Here is a 20,520-nt window from a genome sequence, read left to right on the forward strand (position 1 = left end):
ATCATGGCACCGAACTCATCCGCTCAGAATGGGCCCGCCCAGAACGGGAAAGCCTACAAGTATATCGACCACTCCTATGACGTGATCGTCGTCGGCGCCGGCGGCGCCGGCCTGCGCGCCACGCTCGGCATGGCCGAACAGGGCTTCCGCACCGCCTGCATCACCAAGGTCTTCCCCACCCGTTCGCACACCGTCGCAGCCCAGGGCGGCATTGCCGCCTCGCTGCAGAACATGACGCCGGACAGCTGGCAGTGGCATCTATACGACACCGTCAAGGGCTCCGACTGGCTCGGCGACGTCGACGCCATGCAGTACATGGTCATGGAAGCGCCGAAGGCCGTCTACGAACTCGAGCATTACGGCGTGCCCTTCTCGCGCAACGAAGAAGGCAAGATCTATCAGCGCCCGTTCGGCGGCCACATGCAGAATTTCGGCGAGGGACCGCCGGTGCAGCGCACCTGTGCCGCCGCCGACCGTACGGGCCACGCCATCCTGCACACGCTCTACGGCCAGTCGCTGCGCAACAATGCGGAATTCTTCATCGAGTATTTTGCACTCGACCTCATCATGTCCGATGACGGCAGCCGTTGCACCGGCGTCGTCGCCTGGTGCCTCGATGACGGCACGATCCATCGCTTCGCCGCCAAGATGGTGGTGCTGGCGACCGGCGGCTATGGCCGCGCCTATTTCTCGGCGACCTCCGCCCATACCTGCACCGGCGACGGTGGCGGCATGGTGGCCCGCGCCGGCCTGCCGCTGCAGGATATGGAATTCGTTCAGTTCCATCCGACCGGTATCTACGGTTCGGGCTGCCTGATCACCGAAGGCGCACGCGGCGAAGGCGGTTATCTCGTCAATTCCGAGGGCGAGCGCTTCATGGAACGCTATGCGCCGTCGGCGAAGGACCTTGCCTCGCGTGACGTCGTTTCGCGCTGCATGACGCTTGAGATCCGCGAGGGCCGCGGCGTCGGCAAGAACAAGGATCACATCTTCCTGCATCTCGACCATCTCGATCCGGCCGTGCTGCACGAGCGCCTGCCGGGCATCTCCGAGAGCGCGCGCATCTTCGCTGGCGTCGATGTGACCCGCGATCCGATCCCGGTCCTGCCGACCGTTCACTACAATATGGGCGGCATTCCCACGAACTATTGGGGCGAAGTGCTGAATGCCGACAGCAGCAATCCCGAGCGCGTGCTGCCGGGCCTGATGGCCGTCGGCGAAGCCGGCTGCGCATCGGTGCACGGCGCCAATCGCCTCGGCTCCAACTCGCTGATCGACCTCGTGGTCTTCGGCCGTGCCGCCGCCATCCGCGCCGGCCAGGTCATCGACCGCAACAGCCCAGTTCCGCCTGTGAATGTCGCCGCCTGCGACAAGATCATGGAGCGCTTCGACCGCCTGCGCCATGCCAGCGGCTCGACGCCGACGGCGGCACTGCGCGAGAAGATGCAGCGCGCCATGCAGGAAGATGCCGCCGTGTTCCGCACCCAGGAATCGCTGGAATCCGGCTGCCGCCGCCTGTCGGAGATCTGGAAGGAATTGCCCGATATCAAGGTCACCGACCGCTCGCTGATCTGGAATTCCGACCTTGTCGAGACGCTGGAGCTGCACAATCTGATGGCCAATGCCATCACGACCATCTATGGCGCCGAGGCTCGCAAGGAAAGCCGCGGCTCGCATGCCCGCGAGGACTATACCGAGGGCAAGTTTGCCGGCCGCGACGACGAGAACTGGCGCAAGCATACGCTTGCCTGGGTCAACGAGGCAGGCGACGTGAAGCTCGACTATCGTCCGGTTCACACCGACCTGATCGCCGAAGGCATCGATCCGCACAAGATCGAGCCGAAGGCACGCGTGTATTGATCTGAGAGGAACTGACCATGGTTGAACTCGCTCTCCCCAAGAACTCTCAGATGCGCGAAGGCAAGGTCTGGCCGAAGCCGGTCGGCGCCAAGAACACGCGCGAATTCCGCGTCTATCGCTGGAGCCCGGATGACGGCCAGAACCCGAGCATCGATACCTATTACATCGATGTCGACGATTGCGGCCCGATGGTGCTCGACGGTCTGCTTTACATCAAGAACAAGATCGACCCGACGCTGACGCTGCGCCGCTCCTGTCGCGAAGGTATTTGCGGCTCCTGCGCGATGAACATCGACGGCACCAACACGCTCGCCTGCACCAAGGGTCTGGATGAGATCAAGGGCACCGTGAAGATCTATCCGCTGCCGCATATGCCCGTCGTCAAGGACCTCGTGCCTGACCTGACGAACTTCTATGCCCAGCATCGCTCGATCGAGCCCTGGCTGAAGACGGTCTCGCCACCGCCGGCCAAGGAATGGAAGCAGAGCCATGAGGACCGCCTCAAACTCGACGGCCTCTACGAATGCATTCTCTGCGCCTGCTGCTCCACCTCCTGTCCGAGCTACTGGTGGAACGGCGACCGCTACCTCGGCCCGGCCGTGCTGCTGCAGGCCTATCGCTGGCTGATCGACTCCAGAGACGAAGCCAAGGGCGAGCGCCTCGACAACCTCGAGGATCCCTTCCGTCTCTATCGCTGCCATACGATCATGAACTGCGCCCAGACCTGCCCGAAGGGTCTGAATCCGGCCAAGGCGATCGCCGAAATCAAGAAGATGATGGTCGAGCGGCGGGTCTGATCCGCCGTTTCATTCCCATCAGAATGCCTGCGGTTTTGATCGAAAATGGGGAATATCGCTTCGACAGGTTTGCCGAAGCGGCGGAATGATCGTCCAGGTGACATCAGACATCACCCGGCTCCGGATGGGTATTCGATTGCGCTGTGAATCACAGAGGATGCCGAAATTTGCCGTTCGGGGCGTCTTTGGGTGGGGTTCAGCAGGTTAGCCTTGAAACCACCCGATTCTTGTCCAGCTATGGCCTTCGGCAATTTGTGGCGGTATCGACTTGATTAACCAAAGTGAAATACGATAATTCGGACATCATTAAATATCACTTTGTGATGTCAGCGGTGGACAATCATTTAGGAGTGTGATGATGCAGTTTAGATATGCAGTGACGGCTGCGGCGATTGGCCTGTCGCTTGCCGGTTGCCAGCGCACGGCATACAATAACGACAGTTATTCGTCTCCGGCACCACTGCAGGCTCAGCCTGTTCCTTCCGTCCAGTCCAGCCAGCTTCCGCCTCCCGGCGCCGGTAACGGCTCCCAATTCCCGGCGGCGCCGGCGAGCGCACCGAATGCAGCCAATCCGGCGCAGCAGCAGGCGATGGCGGCTTCGGCCATGGATGTCACGAAGGAATCGATGGTTGGCAGCTGGAAGGTGAGCAATGGCGGATCGAGCTGCGATATGTTCCTGACATTGACCAACCTCGGCAGCGGCTCGCGCGGCGGTACGCGCGGTTGCGCGGGCGAACTGACCTCGATGGGCTCGTGGGAAGTCTCCGGCAAGCAGGTTCTCCTGAAGAATCGTGACGGCTCGACGATCGGTACGGTCTACAAGACGGCCGATTCGCGTTTTGACGGTTCGACCGCCTCCGGCCAGCCGCTCAGCCTCAGCCGATAAGCTTATTTGAAAAGGGGCTGCATCCTTTGGATGCGCCCCCATTTGCACAGGCGGATATTTCCCCATGCAGCCCATGCCAGATTATTCGCTCAGCGTCTGCGAACAGCTGAAGGCGCTGACGGCGTCCGGATCCCTCCAGGTGGATTCGGCGCAGATGGATGTGGCGAAGATGTTGGACCGGGTGCTTGCCGATCTCAAGCGCAAGCGGCCCGCCGCAAAATCCAGCGCGCTCGGCTGGATGTTTGCTGCCCGCAAGAAGTCGGTCGAGACGATCAAGGGCCTCTATATTCACGGCAGCGTCGGGCGCGGCAAGACCATGTTGATGGACATGTTCTTCTCGATGGCGCCCTGCCAGAAGAAACGCCGGGCGCATTTCTTCGAGTTCATGACCGATGTGCACAATCGCATCGCGGCGCAGCGGCTGAAATTCAAGAATGGCGAGACCAAGCAGGCCGATCCCATACTACCTGTCGCCGCCGATCTCTATGCCGAAGCCGAACTGCTTTGCTTCGACGAATTCACGGTGACCGACATTGCCGACGCGATGATCCTATCGCGGCTGTTTTCCGAACTGTTCTCGCTCGGCTGCGTGCTGATCGCCACCTCGAATGTCGAACCCGATAATCTCTATCGCGACGGGCTCAATCGCGGCCTCTTTCTGCCCTTCATCGATCTCCTCAAGAAGCATGTCGATGTGGTGACGCTGGACTCGCCGACCGACTATCGCATGGAGAAGCTGAACAGCCAGCCCGTCTATCTGACGCCACTGGACCAGCGCACCGACATGGCGATGGATGCCTCCTGGATGCAGGCGCTGCATGGGCGCAAGGCGCAGCCGATGGAGATCCCGATGAAGGGGCGCTCCATCCATGTGCCTCTGGCCGTCGACCGCATGGCGCGCTTTTCCTTCGCCGATCTCTGCGACGCGCCGCTCGGGCCTGCCGATTTCCTCGCCATCGCCGAACGGTTCGATACGATCTTCCTCGATCGCGTGCCGAAGCTCAGGCCGGACAAGCGCAACCAGACGAAGCGTTTTATCATTCTGATCGACACGCTCTACGATCATAATATCCGTCTCTACATCTCCGCGGCTACCATGCCGGAAGATCTACTCGAGGAGCGGCGGGGGACGGAAGGCTTCGAATTTGACCGCACGGCATCGCGGCTTTTCGAGATGCGGAGCGCCGAATATCTGGCTCAGCCTCCGGCCAGGCGTGCCGCCGAGTAACAATTCGGTGACAGAGCATCTTACGTTTACGTAAGAATTTTTCGATCTAACCGATTGAAATTCCTGATCTCAAAATAATCAATTGCCAATTTCGACCTTTGGGTCTATGCGATTGGCGGCTATTGTGGATGCCTGTCACGGTGTCCCGCCACGGATTTTGATCGCAAAGGATACACCGAAATGGCGCGCAACAAGATCGCACTTATTGGTTCTGGCATGATTGGTGGCACGCTGGCGCATCTCGCCGGCCTGAAGGAACTGGGCGACATCGTCCTGTTCGACATCGCGGACGGCATTCCTCAGGGCAAGGGTCTCGACATTGCCCAGTCTTCTCCGGTCGAAGGCTTCGACGCCAATCTCACGGGCGCCAGCGACTATTCCGCGATCGAAGGCGCTGACGTCTGCATCGTCACGGCAGGCGTTCCCCGCAAGCCGGGCATGAGCCGTGACGATCTTCTCGGCATCAACCTCAAGGTCATGGAACAGGTCGGCGCCGGCATCAAGAAGTATGCCCCGAATGCTTTCGTGATCTGCATCACCAATCCGCTCGACGCCATGGTCTGGGCGCTGCAGAAATTCTCGGGCCTGCCGACCAACAAGGTCGTGGGCATGGCTGGCGTGCTCGATAGCTCGCGCTTCCGCCTCTTCCTCGCCAAGGAATTCAACGTATCGGTCGAAGACGTCACGGCTTTCGTTCTCGGCGGCCACGGCGACTCGATGGTTCCGCTCGCCCGCTACTCCACCGTTGCCGGCATCCCGCTGACGGATCTCGTCAACATGGGCTGGCTGACCGCCGAGCGCCTCGAAGAAATCATCCAGCGCACCCGTGACGGCGGCGCCGAGATTGTCGGCCTGCTCAAGACCGGTTCTGCCTATTACGCTCCGGCCGCGTCCGCCATCGCCATGGCCGAGTCCTACCTCAAGGACAAGAAGCGCGTCCTGCCCTGCGCCGCGCACCTCGATGGCCAGTACGGCGTCAAGGACATGTATGTCGGCGTTCCCACCGTCATCGGTGCCGGCGGCATCGAGCGCGTCATCGAAATCGACCTGAACAAGGCTGAAAAGGAAGCCTTCGACAAGTCGGTCGCAGCCGTTGCGGGTCTTTGCGAAGCCTGCGCCACGATCGCGCCGTCGCTGAAGTAATTTCCGCGTTCCAACAGGGATAGACCCATGAACATTCATGAATACCAGGCCAAGGCGCTGCTGAAGAGCTATGGCGCACCCGTCGCGGACGGCGTTGCCATCTTCTCCGCCGATGAAGCCGCTGCTGCTGCCAAACAGCTTCCAGGCCCGCTTTACGTCGTCAAGAGCCAGATTCACGCTGGCGGCCGCGGCAAGGGCAAGTTCAAGGAACTCGGTCCGGACGCCAAGGGCGGCGTTCGTCTCGCCAAGTCGGTTGACGATGTCGTCGCCAACGCCAAGGAAATGCTCGGCCACACGCTGGTCACCAAGCAGACCGGCCCGGCCGGCAAGCAGGTCAACCGCCTCTACATCGAAGACGGCGCCGACATCGACCGCGAACTTTACCTCTCGATCCTGGTCGACCGTTCCGTCGGTCAGGTTGCCTTCGTCGTTTCGACCGAAGGAGGCATGGACATCGAGACCGTTGCGCATGACACGCCGGAAAAGATCATCACCGTCGCTATCGACCCGTCGACGGGTGTGACGGCTGCCAACACGGCTGCTCTTTCCGACGCGCTGAAGCTTGAGGGCGCTGCCCGCGAAGATGCCGCCAAGCTCTTCCCGATCCTCTACAAGGCTTTCGTCGAGAAGGACATGGCGCTCCTCGAAGTCAACCCGCTGATCGTCATGACCAACGGCCGCCTTCGCGTTCTCGACGCCAAGGTTTCCTTCGACGGCAACGCGCTCTTCCGTCATGAAGACATCCGCGCGCTGCGCGATACGACCGAAGAAGACGAGAAGGAAATCCAAGCCCACGAATACGATCTCGCCTATGTCGCCCTCGACGGCAACATCGGCTGCATGGTCAACGGCGCCGGTCTCGCCATGGCAACCATGGACATCATCAAGCTCTACGGCGCTGAGCCGGCGAACTTCCTCGATGTCGGCGGTGGCGCTTCCAAGGAAAAGGTCACGGCCGCCTTCAAGATCATCACTGCCGATCCGGCTGTCCAGGGCATTCTGGTCAACATCTTCGGCGGCATCATGAAGTGCGACGTCATTGCCGAAGGCGTGCTTGCAGCCGTCAAGGAAGTCGGTCTGAAGGTTCCGCTCGTCGTTCGCCTCGAAGGCACCAATGTCGAGCTCGGCAAGAAGATCATCAACGAATCCGGTCTCAACGTCATCTCCGCAGATGACCTGGACGATGCCGCCCAGAAGATCGTGAAGGCAGTCAAGGGCTGATCGGGATGGCTGCTTCCTTCGCTCCAACGGCTGCTCATCTCCGCCTCGGTGCCTTTGCCGGCACCTGGGAAGGGGAAGAGCATATCGCGGCCTCGGCCTGGACGAAGGAAGGCACGGCAACCGCGCGGCTCACGGCCGAGTGTCTGTTCGGCGGATTTTTCGTCGAACAGCGCTACGTGCAGACGCGCGATGGCGAAACCTCGTTCGAAGCCCGGAATATTCTCGGCTTCGACGGAGCGGATCAGGCCTATAAGCTCTATCAGTTCGATACGGTGGGCTTTGTGCCCGCCGCGCCGGCTTCCGGCGAGTGGATCGACGATAAGCTTGTCCTGACCCGAGTTTCGCCGCGCGGTGCGCAACGCACTCTCTTCCAGTTCGAAAATGAAGACTGCTACCGCATGGGCGTCACGTTCTCGCCCGCCGGCAGCGATACATGGCAGGAGGTCGTCAGCGGCTTGTACCGTCGCGTTGCCTCCGCGTCTTCCAACCTCTCGTAACAAAGGCCTCGCATGTCTATTCTCATCAACAAAGACACCAAGGTTCTGGTTCAGGGCCTGACCGGCAAGACCGGCACTTTCCACACTGAACAGGCGCTCGCCTATCACGGCACGAAGATGGTCGGCGGTATCCACCCTTCCAAGGGCGGTGAAACCTGGACCGGCAAGGACGGCGAAAAGCTGCCGATCTTCAAATCCGTCGCCGAAGGCAAGGATGCGACCGGCGCTAACGCCTCGGTCATCTACGTGCCGCCGGCAGGCGCCGCAGCCGCGATCCTCGAAGCGATCGACGCCGAGATCCCGCTTATCGTCTGCATCACGGAAGGCATCCCGGTTGCCGACATGGTCAAGGTCAAGGATCGTCTGATCAAGTCGAAGTCGCGCCTGATCGGTCCGAACTGCCCGGGCGTGCTCACCCCGAACGAATGCAAGATCGGCATCATGCCGGGCTCCATCTTCAAGAAAGGCTCCGTCGGCGTTCTCTCGCGTTCCGGCACTCTGACCTATGAAGCCGTGTTCCAGACCACCAATGAAGGTCTCGGCCAGACGACGGCTGTCGGCATCGGCGGCGACCCGGTCAAGGGCACCGAATTCATCGACGTCCTTGAAATGTTCCTCGCCGACGACGAAACCAAGTCGATCATCATGATCGGCGAAATCGGCGGTTCGGCTGAAGAAGACGCCGCACAGTTCCTCAAGGACGAAGCCAAGAAGGGCCGCAAGAAGCCGATGGTCGGCTTCATCGCCGGCCGCACGGCACCTCCCGGCCGCACGATGGGCCATGCCGGCGCCGTCATTTCCGGCGGCAAGGGTGGCGCGGAAGACAAGATCGCAGCGATGGAATCGGCAGGCATCCGCGTGTCGCCGTCGCCGGCGCGTCTCGGCAAGACGCTGGTGGAAGTCCTGAAGGGCTGAGCCTACCTATAGCAAGGCCGGACGGGGCGGCAGTCGCCTTGTCCCGTCCGGTTTCAGAATTCACAAGTGCATACCGACGGCCTTGATGGCCTCAGACGAAATACGGTCGCCGGGAACCCGAAAACCGGCAATGCAAACAAGTTGGGAGACGGGCGAGAGCGCCCGCAGATTCACCATGGCAAGGCAAGAAGCCAACGAGCAATTTCAGATCACCTCGTTCCTGGATGGCGCCAATGCTGCCTATATCGAGCAGCTCTACGCGCGCTACGAGGACGATCCTTCATCGGTCTCCGACGAGTGGCGGTCGTTCTTCAAGGCGCTCGAGGATAGTCCCGACGATGTGAAGAAGGCGGCCAAGGGCGCTTCCTGGCAGCGCAAGAACTGGCCGATCCCGGCAAAGGGCGATCTCGTCTCCGCGCTCGATGGCGACTGGGGCGTTGTCGAAAAGGTCATCGAAACCAAGCTGAAGGCCAAGGCCGAAACCGCCGGAGCGCCGGCGAGCGCGACCGACGTCCTGCAGGCGACGCGCGATTCCGTCCGCGCCATCATGATGATCCGCGCCTATCGCATGCGCGGTCATCTGCATGCCAAGCTCGATCCGCTCGGCATTGCGGCCCCGGTCGAAGACTACAAGGAACTGTCGCCGGAAGCTTACGGCTTCACCGAGGCCGACCTCGACCGTAAGATCTTCATCGACAACGTGCTCGGCCTCGAATTCGCGACCATTCGCGAGATGATCGAGATCCTTGAGCGCACCTACTGCTCCACCCTCGGCGTCGAATTCATGCACATCTCCAATCCGGAGGAAAAGGCCTGGATTCAGGAGCGCATCGAAGGTCCGGACAAGGGCATCGCCTTCAATCCCGAGCGCAAGAAGGCCATCCTTCAGAAGATTATCGAAGCAGAGGGCTATGAGCAGTTCCTCGACGTCAAATTCAAGGGTACCAAGCGCTTCGGCCTCGACGGCGGTGAGTCGCTGATCCCGGCGCTAGAACAGATCCTCAAGAGCGGCAGCCAGCTCGGTCTTCGCGAAGCCGTGTTCGGCATGGCCCATCGCGGCCGTTTGAACGTGCTCTCCCAGGTCATGGGCAAGCCGCATCGCGCCATCTTCCACGAGTTCAAGGGCGGCTCCTACGCGCCGGACGAAGTCGAAGGCTCGGGCGACGTGAAGTACCATCTCGGGGCCTCCTCGGACCGTGATTTCGACGGCGCCAAGGTGCACGTGTCGCTAACGGCAAACCCGTCGCACCTCGAAATCGTCAACCCGGTGGTCATGGGCAAGGCCCGCGCCAAGCAGGATATGGGCGCCACCCAATGGGACGGCGATATCATACCGCTGTCCGAACGCGCCAAGGTCGTGCCGCTGCTCATCCATGGTGACGCGGCTTTCGCCGGCCAGGGCGTCGTTGCCGAAATCCTCGGCCTCTCCGGTCTGCGCGGCCACCGCGTTGCCGGCACGATGCACGTCATCATCAACAATCAGATCGGTTTCACCACCAATCCGGCCTTCTCGCGCTCGTCGCCCTATCCGTCCGACGTCGCCAAGATGATCGAGGCGCCGATCTTCCACGTCAACGGCGACGATCCGGAAGCGGTTGTTTATGCCGCGAAGATCGCGACCGAATTCCGCATGAAGTTCCACAAGCCGGTCGTGGTCGACCTCTTCTGCTACCGCCGTTACGGCCACAATGAAGGCGATGAGCCGTCCTTCACGCAGCCGAACATGTACAAGGTCATCCGCGCCCACAAGACGGTACTGCAGATCTATTCGCAGCGGCTGATCAGCGAAGGCGTGCTGACCGAAGGCGAAGTCGAGAAGATGAAGGCCGACTGGCGCGCTCATCTCGAGCAGGAATTCGAGGCCGGCCAGTCCTACAAGCCGAACAAGGCCGACTGGCTTGACGGTGAGTGGTCCGGCCTGCACACGGCCGACAATGCCGACGAGCAGCGCCGCGGCAAGACCGCCGTGCCGATGAAGTCGCTGAAGGAAATCGGCCGCAAGCTGTCGGAAATCCCGGCCGGCTTCCATGCGCACCGCACCATCCAGCGCTTCATGGAAAACCGCGCTAACATGGTGCAGACCGGCGAGGGCATCGATTGGGCGATGGCGGAGGCCCTGGCTTTCGGTTCTCTCGTGGTCGAAGGCCACAAGATCCGCCTGTCCGGTCAGGACTGCGAACGCGGCACCTTCTCGCAGCGCCACTCGGTTCTCTACGATCAGGAGACCGAAGAGCGCTACATTCCGCTCGCCAATCTCTCGCCGACCCAGGCCCGTTACGAAGTCATCAACTCGATGCTCTCGGAAGAGGCGGTTCTCGGCTTCGAATACGGTTACTCGCTTGCCCGTCCGAACGCGCTGACCCTCTGGGAAGCCCAGTTCGGCGACTTCGCCAATGGTGCGCAGGTCGTGTTCGACCAGTTCATCTCGTCGGGTGAACGCAAGTGGCTGCGCATGTCGGGTCTGGTCTGCCTGCTGCCGCATGGCTATGAAGGCCAGGGTCCGGAACACTCCTCGGCTCGCCTGGAACGCTATCTGCAGCTCTGCGCCGAAGACAACATGCAGGTCGCCAACGTCACAACGCCGGCGAACTACTTCCACATTCTGCGCCGTCAGCTGAAGCGCGACTTCCGCAAGCCGCTGATCCTGATGACGCCGAAGTCGCTGCTGCGCCACAAGCGCGCCGTATCGACCCTTGCGGAGATGGCCGGCGAAAGCTCCTTCCATCGCCTGCTCTGGGATGATGCGGAGCTGATCAAGGACAGCCCGATCAAGCTGCAGAAGGACAACAAGATCCGTCGCGTCGTCATCTGCTCGGGCAAGGTCTATTACGATCTGCTGGAAGAGCGTGAGAAGCGCGGCATCGACGATATCTACCTGCTGCGCATCGAACAGCTCTATCCGTTCCCGGCCAAGGCGCTCATCAACGAGCTCAGCCGCTTCCGCAATGCGGAAATGGTCTGGTGCCAGGAAGAGCCGAAGAACATGGGCGCATGGTCCTTCATCGATCCGTATCTGGAATGGGTGCTTGCCCATATCGATGCGAAGTACCAGCGCGTTCGCTACACCGGCCGTCCGGCCGCCGCCTCTCCGGCGACGGGCCTGATGTCCAAGCATCTGTCGCAGCTTGCGGCGTTCCTTGAGGACGCGCTTGGCGGTTGAGGGGTTGCGCGATGGCCTATTTTCATCTGAAACTTGTGCCGCCGCGCCCCAGCTTCCCGCATGACGCCACGGAGGAGGAGATGGCCGCCATGCAGCAACACGCCGGCTATTGGCGAGAACATGCGAATGCCGGGACGGCAATTGTCGTCGGCCCGGTCTTCGCGGCCGATGGTGCTTTCGGCGTGGCTGTCGTCGACGTCGAGAATGCCGATGCGGCCAATTCGCTTGGCGATGCCGATCCCGTCCTACTCGCCGGGCTCGGTTTCCGTATCGAAATCTCGCCGATGCCCTCACTCATTCTCCGGTCCTCTGTCGCCGGAATTCCATCCAACTCATAAAGACGAAAAATCAGGATTTGAACAATGGCCACTGAAATCCGCGTTCCTACCCTCGGCGAATCCGTCAGCGAAGCGACCGTCGGTACCTGGTTCAAGAAGGTCGGCGATGCCATCAAGGCCGATGAGCCGCTTCTCGAACTTGAAACCGACAAGGTGACGATCGAAGTTCCGGCGCCTGCTGCCGGCACGCTTTCCGAAATCGTTGCCCAGGCCGGCGAAACCGTGGGTCTCGGTGCGCTGCTCGGCCAGATCTCCGCCGGCAACGGCGCTGCTGCCGCTCCGGCACAGGCTGCCGCACCCGCTGCCGCTGCTGCTGCTCCGGCACCCGCCGCCGCTGCACCGGTTGCCGCTCCCGCCGTTTCCGCTCCGGCTTCCTCCATGCCGCCGGCTCCGGCTGCCGGCAAGCTGCTTGCTGAAAACAACCTCTCCGCCGATCAGGTCGAAGGCAGCGGCAAGCGCGGCCAGGTCTTGAAGGGCGATGTGATCGCTGCCGTTGCCAAGGCTGCATCGGCGCCGGCCGCCGCACCGGCAGCACCGGTTGCTGCCCGCGCGCCGACCGCTGTCGAGGACGTCAACCGCGAAGAGCGCGTCAAGATGACGCGCCTGCGTCAGACGATCGCCAAGCGCCTCAAGGATGCGCAGAATACCGCTGCCATGCTTACCACCTACAACGAGGTGGACATGAAGGCCGTCATGGACCTGCGCAACAAGTACAAGGACATCTTCGAGAAGAAGCATGGCGTGAAGCTCGGCTTCATGGGCTTCTTCACCAAGGCCGTCACCCATGCGCTGAAGGAACTGCCCGCTGTCAACGCCGAGATCGACGGCACCGACATCATCTACAAGAACTACTGCCACGTCGGCATGGCTGTCGGCACCGACAAGGGTCTTGTCGTTCCCGTCATCCGCGACGCCGACCAGATGTCGATCGCGGAAGTCGAGAAGGAACTCGGCCGTCTGGCGAAGGCGGCTCGCGACGGTACGCTGGCGATGGCCGACATGCAGGGGGGCACCTTCACCATTACCAATGGCGGCGTCTACGGTTCGCTGATGTCCTCGCCGATCCTGAATGCGCCGCAGTCGGGCATTCTCGGCATGCACAAGATCCAGGAGCGTCCTGTCGCCATCGGCGGCCAGGTCGTCATCCGTCCGATGATGTATCTGGCGCTCTCCTACGATCACCGCATCGTCGACGGCAAGGAAGCGGTAACCTTCCTCGTGCGTGTCAAGGAAAGCCTGGAAGATCCGGAACGTCTCGTTCTCGATCTCTAAGGGGAGCGTTGGATCATGTCGACATGGCCCATGCGGACGCTGCGCGGATTGCTATGCGCCGTCGCCGCATGGGTGCCATCCTCCGCCGGCGCGGCGGAGCTCGACATTTCCAAACTCAGCAGCAATCTCGATCTGGCGTCGCTTGGCGACGCCGATCTTGCCGCCCGCTCGATCAATGTCCTGCACATCGGTAAGGTGGAACTGATCTCCGGGCGCATCGTCGCCAGCGACCCGCTCGTCGGGCCTGACCGCGCCGCATTTACTCGCACCGTTTCTCCCGGCGATTATCCCGTTACCTTGTATCAAGCCTTCGGCCGCATCGCTGCCGCCAGCATGCGTTTTGCCGAGGGCAAGCCGGTGCGCTGGGAATTGGCCGTGGTCCCCGGCCAGGATATCAACTCGTTGAAGAATGATGAGTTCTTCGGTTATCCGGTCGATGCTGGTCTTGGCTGCTACATGGATGCCGACACCTTCGCGCTGATCCAGGAGCGCGAAAAGCAGGTCCAGGCAGGGAAGTCATCGTCGGATATCAACTACTATGATGACGTTCTGGCCTCCGAGCTGCAGCCGAATAACGACGACTACGTCTTACATCGGCCGATATCGGACAAGCGCGGCAACGTCGCCATCTTCTCGAGCGGCTGGGGTGATGGCTTCTATCCGGTTTTTTGGGGGCTGGATGCCGCCGGCAGGCCGCTGGTTCTGTTCACCGATTTCGGCGTCATGGAAAATGCCGACGGCCGGCGCGAGCCGGGAGGGCAATGACGATGCCGATCGCAACCGCGATGATCCGACTGGCCTCGATGCCTTGGATAATGGTGGCCTGCGCGGTCAATCCCGTGCCTGCCTATGCGGAAGAATGCGTGCAGGAAAAGGCTGTCTATGTCGATATGGACAATGCCTATGAGCTGCGCTTCGAGCCCATGGGCTCGGAATCATCCGTCAGCAACAGATTCAAGCTCGCAGTGCGCAACACCAATATCGTGGCCGATGGGATCGTGATGCGCACGGACGACCATCTGCGCGCCGATGGGCGGATCATGTTCGAATGTCCTGAAGGGGATGTAACGGGAGCCGACCTCAGGGCCTGCACCGTGTGGCAGGGCATGGTCTATGCCTCGGATCTGAAAGGCCATATCCGTGCATTGCCGGGAGAAGGCGAGAGCGCGGCGGATCGGCTGTTCCTGCCGGCGCTCGGCCCCTCGATCCAGAAGTCGTCCCTCTGGGGCAAGGGCAAGGCAACTGTCGCACCCTGGGATGTCCTTAGTCTGAAAGGATGCAATCAATGACCGACGACACACCTGTTCTTCTCGTGACCGGCGGCAGCCGCGGCATCGGTGCCGCGGTTTGTCTGGCAGCCGCTCAGCATGGCTGGGCAGTTGCGGTCAATTATGCGTCCAACAAGGATGCGGCCGAGGCTGTGGTGGGGACGATCGTTGACGCCGGCGGCCAGGCGATCGCAGTTGCCGGCGATGTCGGCAAGCCCAAGGATATCAAAGCCATCTTCGCCAAGGTCGACGCGCATTTCGGCCGCATCGACGGGCTCGTCAACAATGCCGGCATCGTCGATGTCATCCAGCGCCTGGATGAAATGACGCCGGAGCGGATCGACCGCATGTTTCGCATCAATGTCACCGGTTCGATGCTGGCGGCGGCCGAAGCCGTGCGCCGCATGTCGACCCGGCATGGCGGCAAGGGCGGAGTGATCGTCAACGTCTCCTCCATGGCGGCGACGCTTGGCGGTGGCGGGCAATATGTCGACTATGCCGCTTCCAAGGGCGCGATCGATACGTTCACTGTCGGGCTTGCACGCGAGGTGGCGGCGGAAGGCATTCGGGTGAATGCGGTGCGGCCCGGCATCATCGATACCGATATCCACGCGGCCGCCGGACTGCCGGATCGGGCGCGCGATATCGCGCCGCAATTGCCGATGAAGCGCTCGGGAACGGCTGATGAGGTCGCGGATGCCATCCTCTACCTGCTGAGCCCGCATGCATCCTATATAACCGGTGCCGTGCTCGACGTGAGCGGCGGTCGCTGATCGGAAAGGGACGATAGATGCCATATATTCTCGAATTCCTCGGCCTGATGGCGGTGTTCTCGATCTTCATCGTCATTCCGGGCGCCGATTTTGCCGTGATCCTGCGCCAGAGCATCGTGCATGGCCGCCGCGCCGCCATGATGACAGGCCTTGGTATGGGCTTCTCGCTGCTCTTCCACATCAGCTACACCATTCTCGGCCTTGGCTTGATCGTGTCGCAGTCGCTTGTCCTGTTCAGCCTGATCAAATGGGCAGGCGTGGCCTATCTCGTCTATCTCGGCTTCAAGTCCTTCCGCCAATCCGGCTTTCAGGTGAAGGATGTCGAGATCACCGAGGAAGATTGCAAGCCGGTTTCCGTCTGGCGCTGCCTGGCGACGGGCTTCATCACCAATGCGCTGAACCCGAAGCCGGTGCTGTTCTTCCTGTCGCTGTTTTCGACGCTCGTCCATCACGATACGCCGGCGCTCATCCAGTTCAGCTACGGCATCGGCATGGCAACGGCGCTTGTCGCCTGGTTTGCCGGCGTTTCCACCTTCTTCACCGTCAAGCCGGTGCGCGATCGTTTCATAGCATCGGGTAAATGGTTCAACCGCGTCACCGGAGCGGCGCTTGTCGGCTTCGGCATCCGCCTCGCCTTGGCACGGGCGACTGACTAACAAAGATACAAAACAAGGAAATTAAAACATGTCCTACGATGTGATCATTATCGGAACCGGCCCCGGCGGCTATGTCTGCGCAGTCAAAGCAGCGCAGCTCGGCCTGAAGGTCGCGGTCGTCGAAAAGCGCGCGACGTATGGCGGCACCTGCCTCAATGTCGGCTGCATTCCGTCCAAGGCGCTGCTTCACGCTTCCGAAGTGTTCCATCATGCCGGCCATGGCATGGATGCGCTCGGCGTCGAAGTCGGCGCACCGAAGCTCAATCTTGAAAAGATGCTGGCGCACAAGGATGCGACCGTGAAGTCGAACGTCGATGGCGTCGCCTTCCTCTTCAAGAAAAACAAGATCGATGCCTTCCAGGGCACCGGCAAGATCGTTTCGGCCGGCAAGGTTTCCGTCACGGCCGAAGATGGCAAGGTGACCGAGATCGAAGGCAAGAATATCGTCATCGCCACCGGCTCCGACGTTGCCGGCATTCCGGGCGTTCCGCTTGAGATCGACGAGAAGGTCATCATCTCCTCGACCGGTGGCATCGCGCTCGACAAGGTGCCGGGCAAGATGATCGTGGTCGGCGGCGGCGTCATCGGCCTCGAGCTCGGCTCGGTCTGGTCGCGCCTCGGCGCCAAGGTCACCGTCGTCGAATATCTCGACACCATCCTCGGCGGCATGGACGGTGAAGTCTCCAAGCAGTTCCAGCGCATGCTTGCCAAGCAGGGTCTTGAGTTCCATCTCGGCGCCAAGGTCGTCGGCGTGGAAAAAACCGGCAACGGCGCGAAGGTCACCTTCGAGCCGGTCAAGGGCGGCGACAAGGTCGTGCTTGACGCCGATGTCGTTCTCGTTGCCACCGGCCGCAAGCCCTACACGGCCGGCCTCGGCCTCGAAGAAGCCGGCGTTGCTCTCGACAATCGCGGCCGCGTCGAGATCGACGGTCACTTCAAGACCAACGTCGCCGGCATCTATGCTATCGGCGACGTCGTAAAGGGTCCGATGCTCGCCCACAAGGCGGAAGATGAGGGCGTGGCGCTTGCGGAAATCCTCGCTGGCCAGGCCGGCCATGTGAACTACGACGTCATCCCGAGCGTCGTCTATACGCAGCCGGAAGTCGCCTCCGTCGGCAAGACCGAGGAAGAGCTGAAGGCTGCAGGCATCGCCTACAAGGTCGGCAAGTTCCCGTTCTCCGCCAACGGCCGCGCCCGCGCCATGCTGGCGACGGACGGTTTCGTCAAGATCCTCGCCGACAAGGAAACCGATCGCGTGCTCGGCGGCCATATCGTCGGCTTCGGCGCCGGCGAGATGATCCACGAGATCGTCGTGCTGATGGAATTCGGCGGCTCGTCGGAGGATCTCGGTCGCACCTGCCACGCGCATCCCACAATGTCGGAAGCTGTCAAGGAAGCCACGCTCGCGACCTTCTTCAAGCCGATCCATATGTAAGATCGGACCGTCCCGGGGTAACAAGCGCCGGGATTGCAATGCTTGCCTGATGATGCGATGTACGGGCTCCCGTGCATCGCATCATCCAATCGTTCTCACCAACAAAGCAAGCATGTCACGTCAAAACCCAGCCGGCCGCCTATCCCTGAAACTTTTCGTTGCGACAGCGCTCGCACTCCTCGTTACCGTTGCGGCTCCCGCCTATGCGGAAACGCCTGTCGCCAGCTGGCCTCAGGCGGCAAGCGATCTGCCGGTGGAGCAGGGAATTCGCTTTGGGACTTTGCCGAACGGCATGCGCTATGCCGTCATGCACAATGCAACACCGGCCGGTCAGGTGGCGATCCGCTTCCGTATCGGCGCTGGCTCCTTGCAGGAGCGCGACGACCAACAGGGCTTGGCGCATTTCCTCGAGCATATGGCCTTCAAGGGCTCGACCCATGTGCCGGAAGGCGAGATGGTGCGCACCCTTCAGCGTCTCGGTCTTGCCTTCGGCGCGGATACCAATGCGTCGACGAGCTATGGCGAAACTGTTTATGCGCTGGATCTGCCGGAAGCCAATCCGGAGACGGTTTCGACCGGCCTGATGCTGATGCGCGAGACGGCGAGCGAACTGACGCTCGATGCCGGCGCCTTCGACCGCGAACGCGGCGTCATCCTTTCGGAAGAGAAGCTGCGCGACGCGCCGCAATATCGCGGCGGGACCGGTTTGCTTGCTCAGCTGCTGCCAGGGCAGCGTGTGCCGCAGCGTCCGCCCATCGGCAAGACCGATATTATCAGCAACGCTCCGGTCGATCTGCTGCGGGATTTCTACCGCAGCTATTATCGCCCCGATCGCGCCACTCTGATTGTCGTCGGCGATATCGATGCGGCCGCCATCGAAGCCGATATCCGCAACCGCTTCGGCAATTGGGTCACCGCCGCAGCTGCACCCGCAGACCCTGATCTCGGCACTCTCCAAAGCCATGGAGAGCGCGTCGGGACGGTCATCGTGCCGGGTGGCGCGACCCGCGTGCAGCTTGCCTGGACACGGGCCTACGACGCATCGCCGGATACGGCTGCCAAGCGCCGCTCGCAGCTGGTGGAGGATATCGGCCTCGCCGTTCTCAACCGGCGCCTGTCAGTTTTGGCACAGCAGCCCAATCCGCCCTTCGTCAGCGCGCAGGCCGGTGCGCAGGATCTGCTGAAATCGGCCCATGTGGCGATGGTTTCCGCCGATAGCGATCCCGCGAAGTGGCAGGCTGCCCTGGCCGCTATCGATCAGGAGCAGCGCCGCCTAGCGCAGTTCGGTGCCGACCAGAGCGAGATCGACAGGGAAATCGCCGAATATCGCTCCACCCTCCAGGCAGCCGCGAGCGGTGCCGCGACGCGCACGAGCCCGGATATTGCCGGTTCGCTCAACTGGAGCGTCGGCGAAAACATGGTTTTCACCTCGCCTGCGGAAGATCTGGCGCTGTTTGATGCCGCGATGAAAGACCTGCGGGCGGAAGAGGTCAACCAGGTTCTTCAGCGCGTCTTTACCGGCAATGGCCCGCAGCTGGTCCTGCAAATCCCGCAAACGCCCGAAGGCGGCGATGCCGCTGTCGAGAAAGCCTATGCCGAATCGCGCGCCGTGGCGGTAAAGGCACCGGAACAGGCGGCTTCGGTCGCGTGGCCCTACACCGATTTCGGCAAGCCCGGCGATATCGTCGAACGCCGTACGGTCGATGATCTCGGCGTTACGATGGTGCGTTTCGCCAATGGCGTCCGCCTGACCGTTAAGCCGACGAAATATCGCGCTGACGAGATTTTGGTGCGCGCAGAAGTCGGCCGTGGCCGGCTGGACCTGCCGAACGATCGCCCGCTGCCGATTTGGGCGGCGCCGGCTCTGCCGCTATCCGGCCTGAAAGCCATCAGCTACGACGACATTCAGAAGGCTTTTGCCGCGAAGGTCGTGAGCATTGATTTCGCCATTCAGGATGCCGCTTTCAAATTCGAAGGTACGACGCAGCCGCGCGATCTGCAAACGCAATTGCAGCTGTTGACGGCGTACGTCTCCGATGCGGCCTATCGTCCGGATGTCTTCAAACGGGTCCAGCAAGCCTATCTGAACATGCTTCCCCAGCTTCAGGCGACGCCAGGCAGCGTGGTCGGCCGCGACCTTTCGGGCCTCTTGCATTCCGGCGATCCGCGCTGGGCATTTCCGGACCGGACGCAGTTGATGGATGCGAAGCTGGAAGATTTCGAGGGCCTCCTGCAGCCCGCTCTTTCGAAGGGACCGATCGAGGTCATCATCGCCGGCGATGTCGAGGCCGATGACGTCATTCGCTTGACCGCGCAGACCTTTGGCGCCTTGCCGGTTCGCGGCGACGAAGGGAAACAGAGTGACGGTTCCGGCGTGCATTTTCCGGCACCGACGGCCGATCCGGTCGTGCGCCTTCACGATGGGCGCAGCGACAGCGCCGGTGCAGCCGTCGCCATGCCGATCGGCGATTTCCTTTCGGATCTGCCGCGCGCCGCAGCTGCCAATGTCGCCGGGGCGATCCTGCAGAACCGCCTAATCGACCAGTTCCGTATCGCCGAGGGCGCCACCTACAGCCCTCAGGGCGAGGTCGATCTGTCGAGGTCGATCCCCGGCTATGGTTTTGCCTATCTCTATGTCGAAACCACACCCGCCAAGGTGGATCACTTCTTTGAGCTGGTGAATAAGATCGCCGCCGATCTCGGTCAGGGAGATGTTTCGCCTGATGAGCTGACGCGGGCCAAGGTTCCGATCATCGAAGCGGTGAAGCGTTCGCAGCAGACCAACGGCTATTGGGTTCAGAATCTTCGCGATGCTCAGAGAGATCCTCGGCGTCTCGACCGTATCCGCAGGAGCATCAGCGGCTACGAAGCCGTGACCGCCGAGGATGTCCGCGCCATCGCAACAACCTATCTGAAGCCTGATGCCTCCTGGCGGCTGAAGATATTGCCGGCGGATGGATCGGCCGTGCGTTAGGCCATTATCTGCCGGCCAAATTGCCGCAGCCGGCTTTTGTTGGTCGGGTAGCATTGCAATGTGTGGTAGTCTGCAGCCGTCGAATAAAGGCGGATGA

17 protein-coding genes are annotated in these 20,520 nt (G+C 61.6%); all 17 read left to right on the forward strand.

The window, feature by feature from the left end:
• Positions 1–3: 3 nt before the first annotated feature.
• The 17 genes from sdhA (at position 4) to FBZ97_RS22585 (ending at position 20,423) form a co-directional block, all read left to right on the forward strand.
• The gene (gene sdhA, locus FBZ97_RS22505) at positions 4–1,860 is read left to right on the forward strand and encodes a succinate dehydrogenase flavoprotein subunit (protein ID WP_112341366.1); all 1,857 of its coding nucleotides are present in this window, start codon (positions 4–6) and stop codon (positions 1,858–1,860) included.
• A 17-nt stretch (positions 1,861–1,877) separates the two neighbouring features.
• Positions 1,878–2,657 carry a succinate dehydrogenase iron-sulfur subunit gene (locus FBZ97_RS22510; RefSeq protein ID WP_075853671.1) on the forward strand — a complete coding sequence of 260 codons (780 nt, stop codon included), beginning with the start codon at positions 1,878–1,880 and terminating at the stop codon, positions 2,655–2,657.
• A 358-nt stretch (positions 2,658–3,015) separates the two neighbouring features.
• Positions 3,016–3,543, forward strand: coding sequence for a protease inhibitor Inh/omp19 family protein (locus FBZ97_RS22515; RefSeq protein ID WP_069613433.1), 528 nt, complete (start codon positions 3,016–3,018; stop codon positions 3,541–3,543).
• 64 nt (positions 3,544–3,607) lie between these two features.
• Positions 3,608–4,771, forward strand: a complete 1,164-nt coding sequence (gene zapE, locus FBZ97_RS22520) for a cell division protein ZapE (protein ID WP_145322032.1) — start codon at positions 3,608–3,610, stop codon at positions 4,769–4,771.
• 180 nt (positions 4,772–4,951) lie between these two features.
• Entirely contained in the window at positions 4,952–5,914 is a 963-nt protein-coding gene (mdh, locus tag FBZ97_RS22525; protein ID WP_069613384.1) for a malate dehydrogenase, read from the forward strand.
• Positions 5,915–5,941: 27 nt separating this feature from the next.
• The gene (sucC, locus tag FBZ97_RS22530) at positions 5,942–7,135 is read left to right on the forward strand and encodes an ADP-forming succinate--CoA ligase subunit beta (protein WP_069613385.1); all 1,194 of its coding nucleotides are present in this window, start codon (positions 5,942–5,944) and stop codon (positions 7,133–7,135) included.
• 5 nt (positions 7,136–7,140) lie between these two features.
• Positions 7,141–7,632, forward strand: a complete 492-nt coding sequence (locus FBZ97_RS22535; RefSeq protein ID WP_113354317.1) for a DUF1579 family protein — start codon at positions 7,141–7,143, stop codon at positions 7,630–7,632.
• A gap of 12 nt (positions 7,633–7,644) precedes the next feature.
• On the forward strand, positions 7,645–8,547 hold the full coding sequence (gene sucD / locus FBZ97_RS22540) for a succinate--CoA ligase subunit alpha (protein WP_095432963.1): 903 nt from the start codon (positions 7,645–7,647) through the stop codon (positions 8,545–8,547).
• A gap of 175 nt (positions 8,548–8,722) precedes the next feature.
• Positions 8,723–11,707 (forward strand): 2-oxoglutarate dehydrogenase E1 component, encoded by a 2,985-nt coding sequence (locus FBZ97_RS22545; protein WP_069613388.1) that lies wholly within the window; start codon positions 8,723–8,725, stop codon positions 11,705–11,707.
• A gap of 11 nt (positions 11,708–11,718) precedes the next feature.
• Positions 11,719–12,045 carry a YciI family protein gene (locus FBZ97_RS22550; protein ID WP_113354316.1) on the forward strand — a complete coding sequence of 109 codons (327 nt, stop codon included), beginning with the start codon at positions 11,719–11,721 and terminating at the stop codon, positions 12,043–12,045.
• Positions 12,046–12,069: 24 nt separating this feature from the next.
• Complete coding sequence (gene odhB / locus FBZ97_RS22555) at positions 12,070–13,317, forward strand: 2-oxoglutarate dehydrogenase complex dihydrolipoyllysine-residue succinyltransferase (protein ID WP_069613390.1); 1,248 nt, start codon at positions 12,070–12,072, stop codon at positions 13,315–13,317.
• Between the two features lie 15 nt (positions 13,318–13,332).
• Positions 13,333–14,082: a DUF4241 domain-containing protein gene (locus FBZ97_RS22560; RefSeq protein ID WP_113354315.1), complete on the forward strand. Its 750-nt coding sequence runs from the start codon at positions 13,333–13,335 to the stop codon at positions 14,080–14,082.
• On the forward strand, positions 14,079–14,606 hold the full coding sequence (locus FBZ97_RS22565) for a hypothetical protein (protein ID WP_233788636.1): 528 nt from the start codon (positions 14,079–14,081) through the stop codon (positions 14,604–14,606). The genes FBZ97_RS22560 and FBZ97_RS22565 overlap by 4 nt, the downstream gene beginning before the upstream one ends.
• Complete coding sequence (locus FBZ97_RS22570) at positions 14,603–15,358, forward strand: SDR family oxidoreductase (protein ID WP_069613392.1); 756 nt, start codon at positions 14,603–14,605, stop codon at positions 15,356–15,358. Before FBZ97_RS22565 ends, FBZ97_RS22570 begins: the two co-directional genes overlap by 4 nt.
• A gap of 17 nt (positions 15,359–15,375) precedes the next feature.
• Positions 15,376–16,014 (forward strand): LysE family transporter, encoded by a 639-nt coding sequence (locus FBZ97_RS22575; protein ID WP_113354314.1) that lies wholly within the window; start codon positions 15,376–15,378, stop codon positions 16,012–16,014.
• Between the two features lie 28 nt (positions 16,015–16,042).
• Positions 16,043–17,449 carry a dihydrolipoyl dehydrogenase gene (gene lpdA, locus FBZ97_RS22580; protein ID WP_145322034.1) on the forward strand — a complete coding sequence of 469 codons (1,407 nt, stop codon included), beginning with the start codon at positions 16,043–16,045 and terminating at the stop codon, positions 17,447–17,449.
• A gap of 112 nt (positions 17,450–17,561) precedes the next feature.
• Positions 17,562–20,423, forward strand: coding sequence for a M16 family metallopeptidase (locus FBZ97_RS22585; RefSeq protein ID WP_145322036.1), 2,862 nt, complete (start codon positions 17,562–17,564; stop codon positions 20,421–20,423).
• Positions 20,424–20,520: the final 97 nt, after the last annotated feature.

Origin of the sequence: Rhizobium sp. ERR 942 (assembly GCF_007828395.1) — a bacterium.
GTDB lineage: Bacteria > Pseudomonadota > Alphaproteobacteria > Rhizobiales > Rhizobiaceae > Rhizobium > Rhizobium dioscoreae.

Coding starts and splice junctions, on each gene's coding strand:
- lpdA (WP_145322034.1), top strand. CDS start 16,043: ATGTCCTACGATGTGATCATTATCGGAACCGGCCCCGGCGGCTATGTC.
- zapE (WP_145322032.1), top strand. CDS start 3,608: ATGCAGCCCATGCCAGATTATTCGCTCAGCGTCTGCGAACAGCTGAAG.
- sucD (WP_095432963.1), top strand. CDS start 7,645: ATGTCTATTCTCATCAACAAAGACACCAAGGTTCTGGTTCAGGGCCTG.
- FBZ97_RS22570 (WP_069613392.1), top strand. CDS start 14,603: ATGACCGACGACACACCTGTTCTTCTCGTGACCGGCGGCAGCCGCGGC.
- FBZ97_RS22585 (WP_145322036.1), top strand. CDS start 17,562: ATGTCACGTCAAAACCCAGCCGGCCGCCTATCCCTGAAACTTTTCGTT.
- FBZ97_RS22560 (WP_113354315.1), top strand. CDS start 13,333: ATGTCGACATGGCCCATGCGGACGCTGCGCGGATTGCTATGCGCCGTC.
- sdhA (WP_112341366.1), top strand. CDS start 4: ATGGCACCGAACTCATCCGCTCAGAATGGGCCCGCCCAGAACGGGAAA.
- FBZ97_RS22545 (WP_069613388.1), top strand. CDS start 8,723: ATGGCAAGGCAAGAAGCCAACGAGCAATTTCAGATCACCTCGTTCCTG.
- odhB (WP_069613390.1), top strand. CDS start 12,070: ATGGCCACTGAAATCCGCGTTCCTACCCTCGGCGAATCCGTCAGCGAA.
- FBZ97_RS22565 (WP_233788636.1), top strand. CDS start 14,079: ATGACGATGCCGATCGCAACCGCGATGATCCGACTGGCCTCGATGCCT.
- mdh (WP_069613384.1), top strand. CDS start 4,952: ATGGCGCGCAACAAGATCGCACTTATTGGTTCTGGCATGATTGGTGGC.
- FBZ97_RS22515 (WP_069613433.1), top strand. CDS start 3,016: ATGCAGTTTAGATATGCAGTGACGGCTGCGGCGATTGGCCTGTCGCTT.
- FBZ97_RS22535 (WP_113354317.1), top strand. CDS start 7,141: ATGGCTGCTTCCTTCGCTCCAACGGCTGCTCATCTCCGCCTCGGTGCC.
- FBZ97_RS22575 (WP_113354314.1), top strand. CDS start 15,376: ATGCCATATATTCTCGAATTCCTCGGCCTGATGGCGGTGTTCTCGATC.
- FBZ97_RS22510 (WP_075853671.1), top strand. CDS start 1,878: ATGGTTGAACTCGCTCTCCCCAAGAACTCTCAGATGCGCGAAGGCAAG.
- FBZ97_RS22550 (WP_113354316.1), top strand. CDS start 11,719: ATGGCCTATTTTCATCTGAAACTTGTGCCGCCGCGCCCCAGCTTCCCG.
- sucC (WP_069613385.1), top strand. CDS start 5,942: ATGAACATTCATGAATACCAGGCCAAGGCGCTGCTGAAGAGCTATGGC.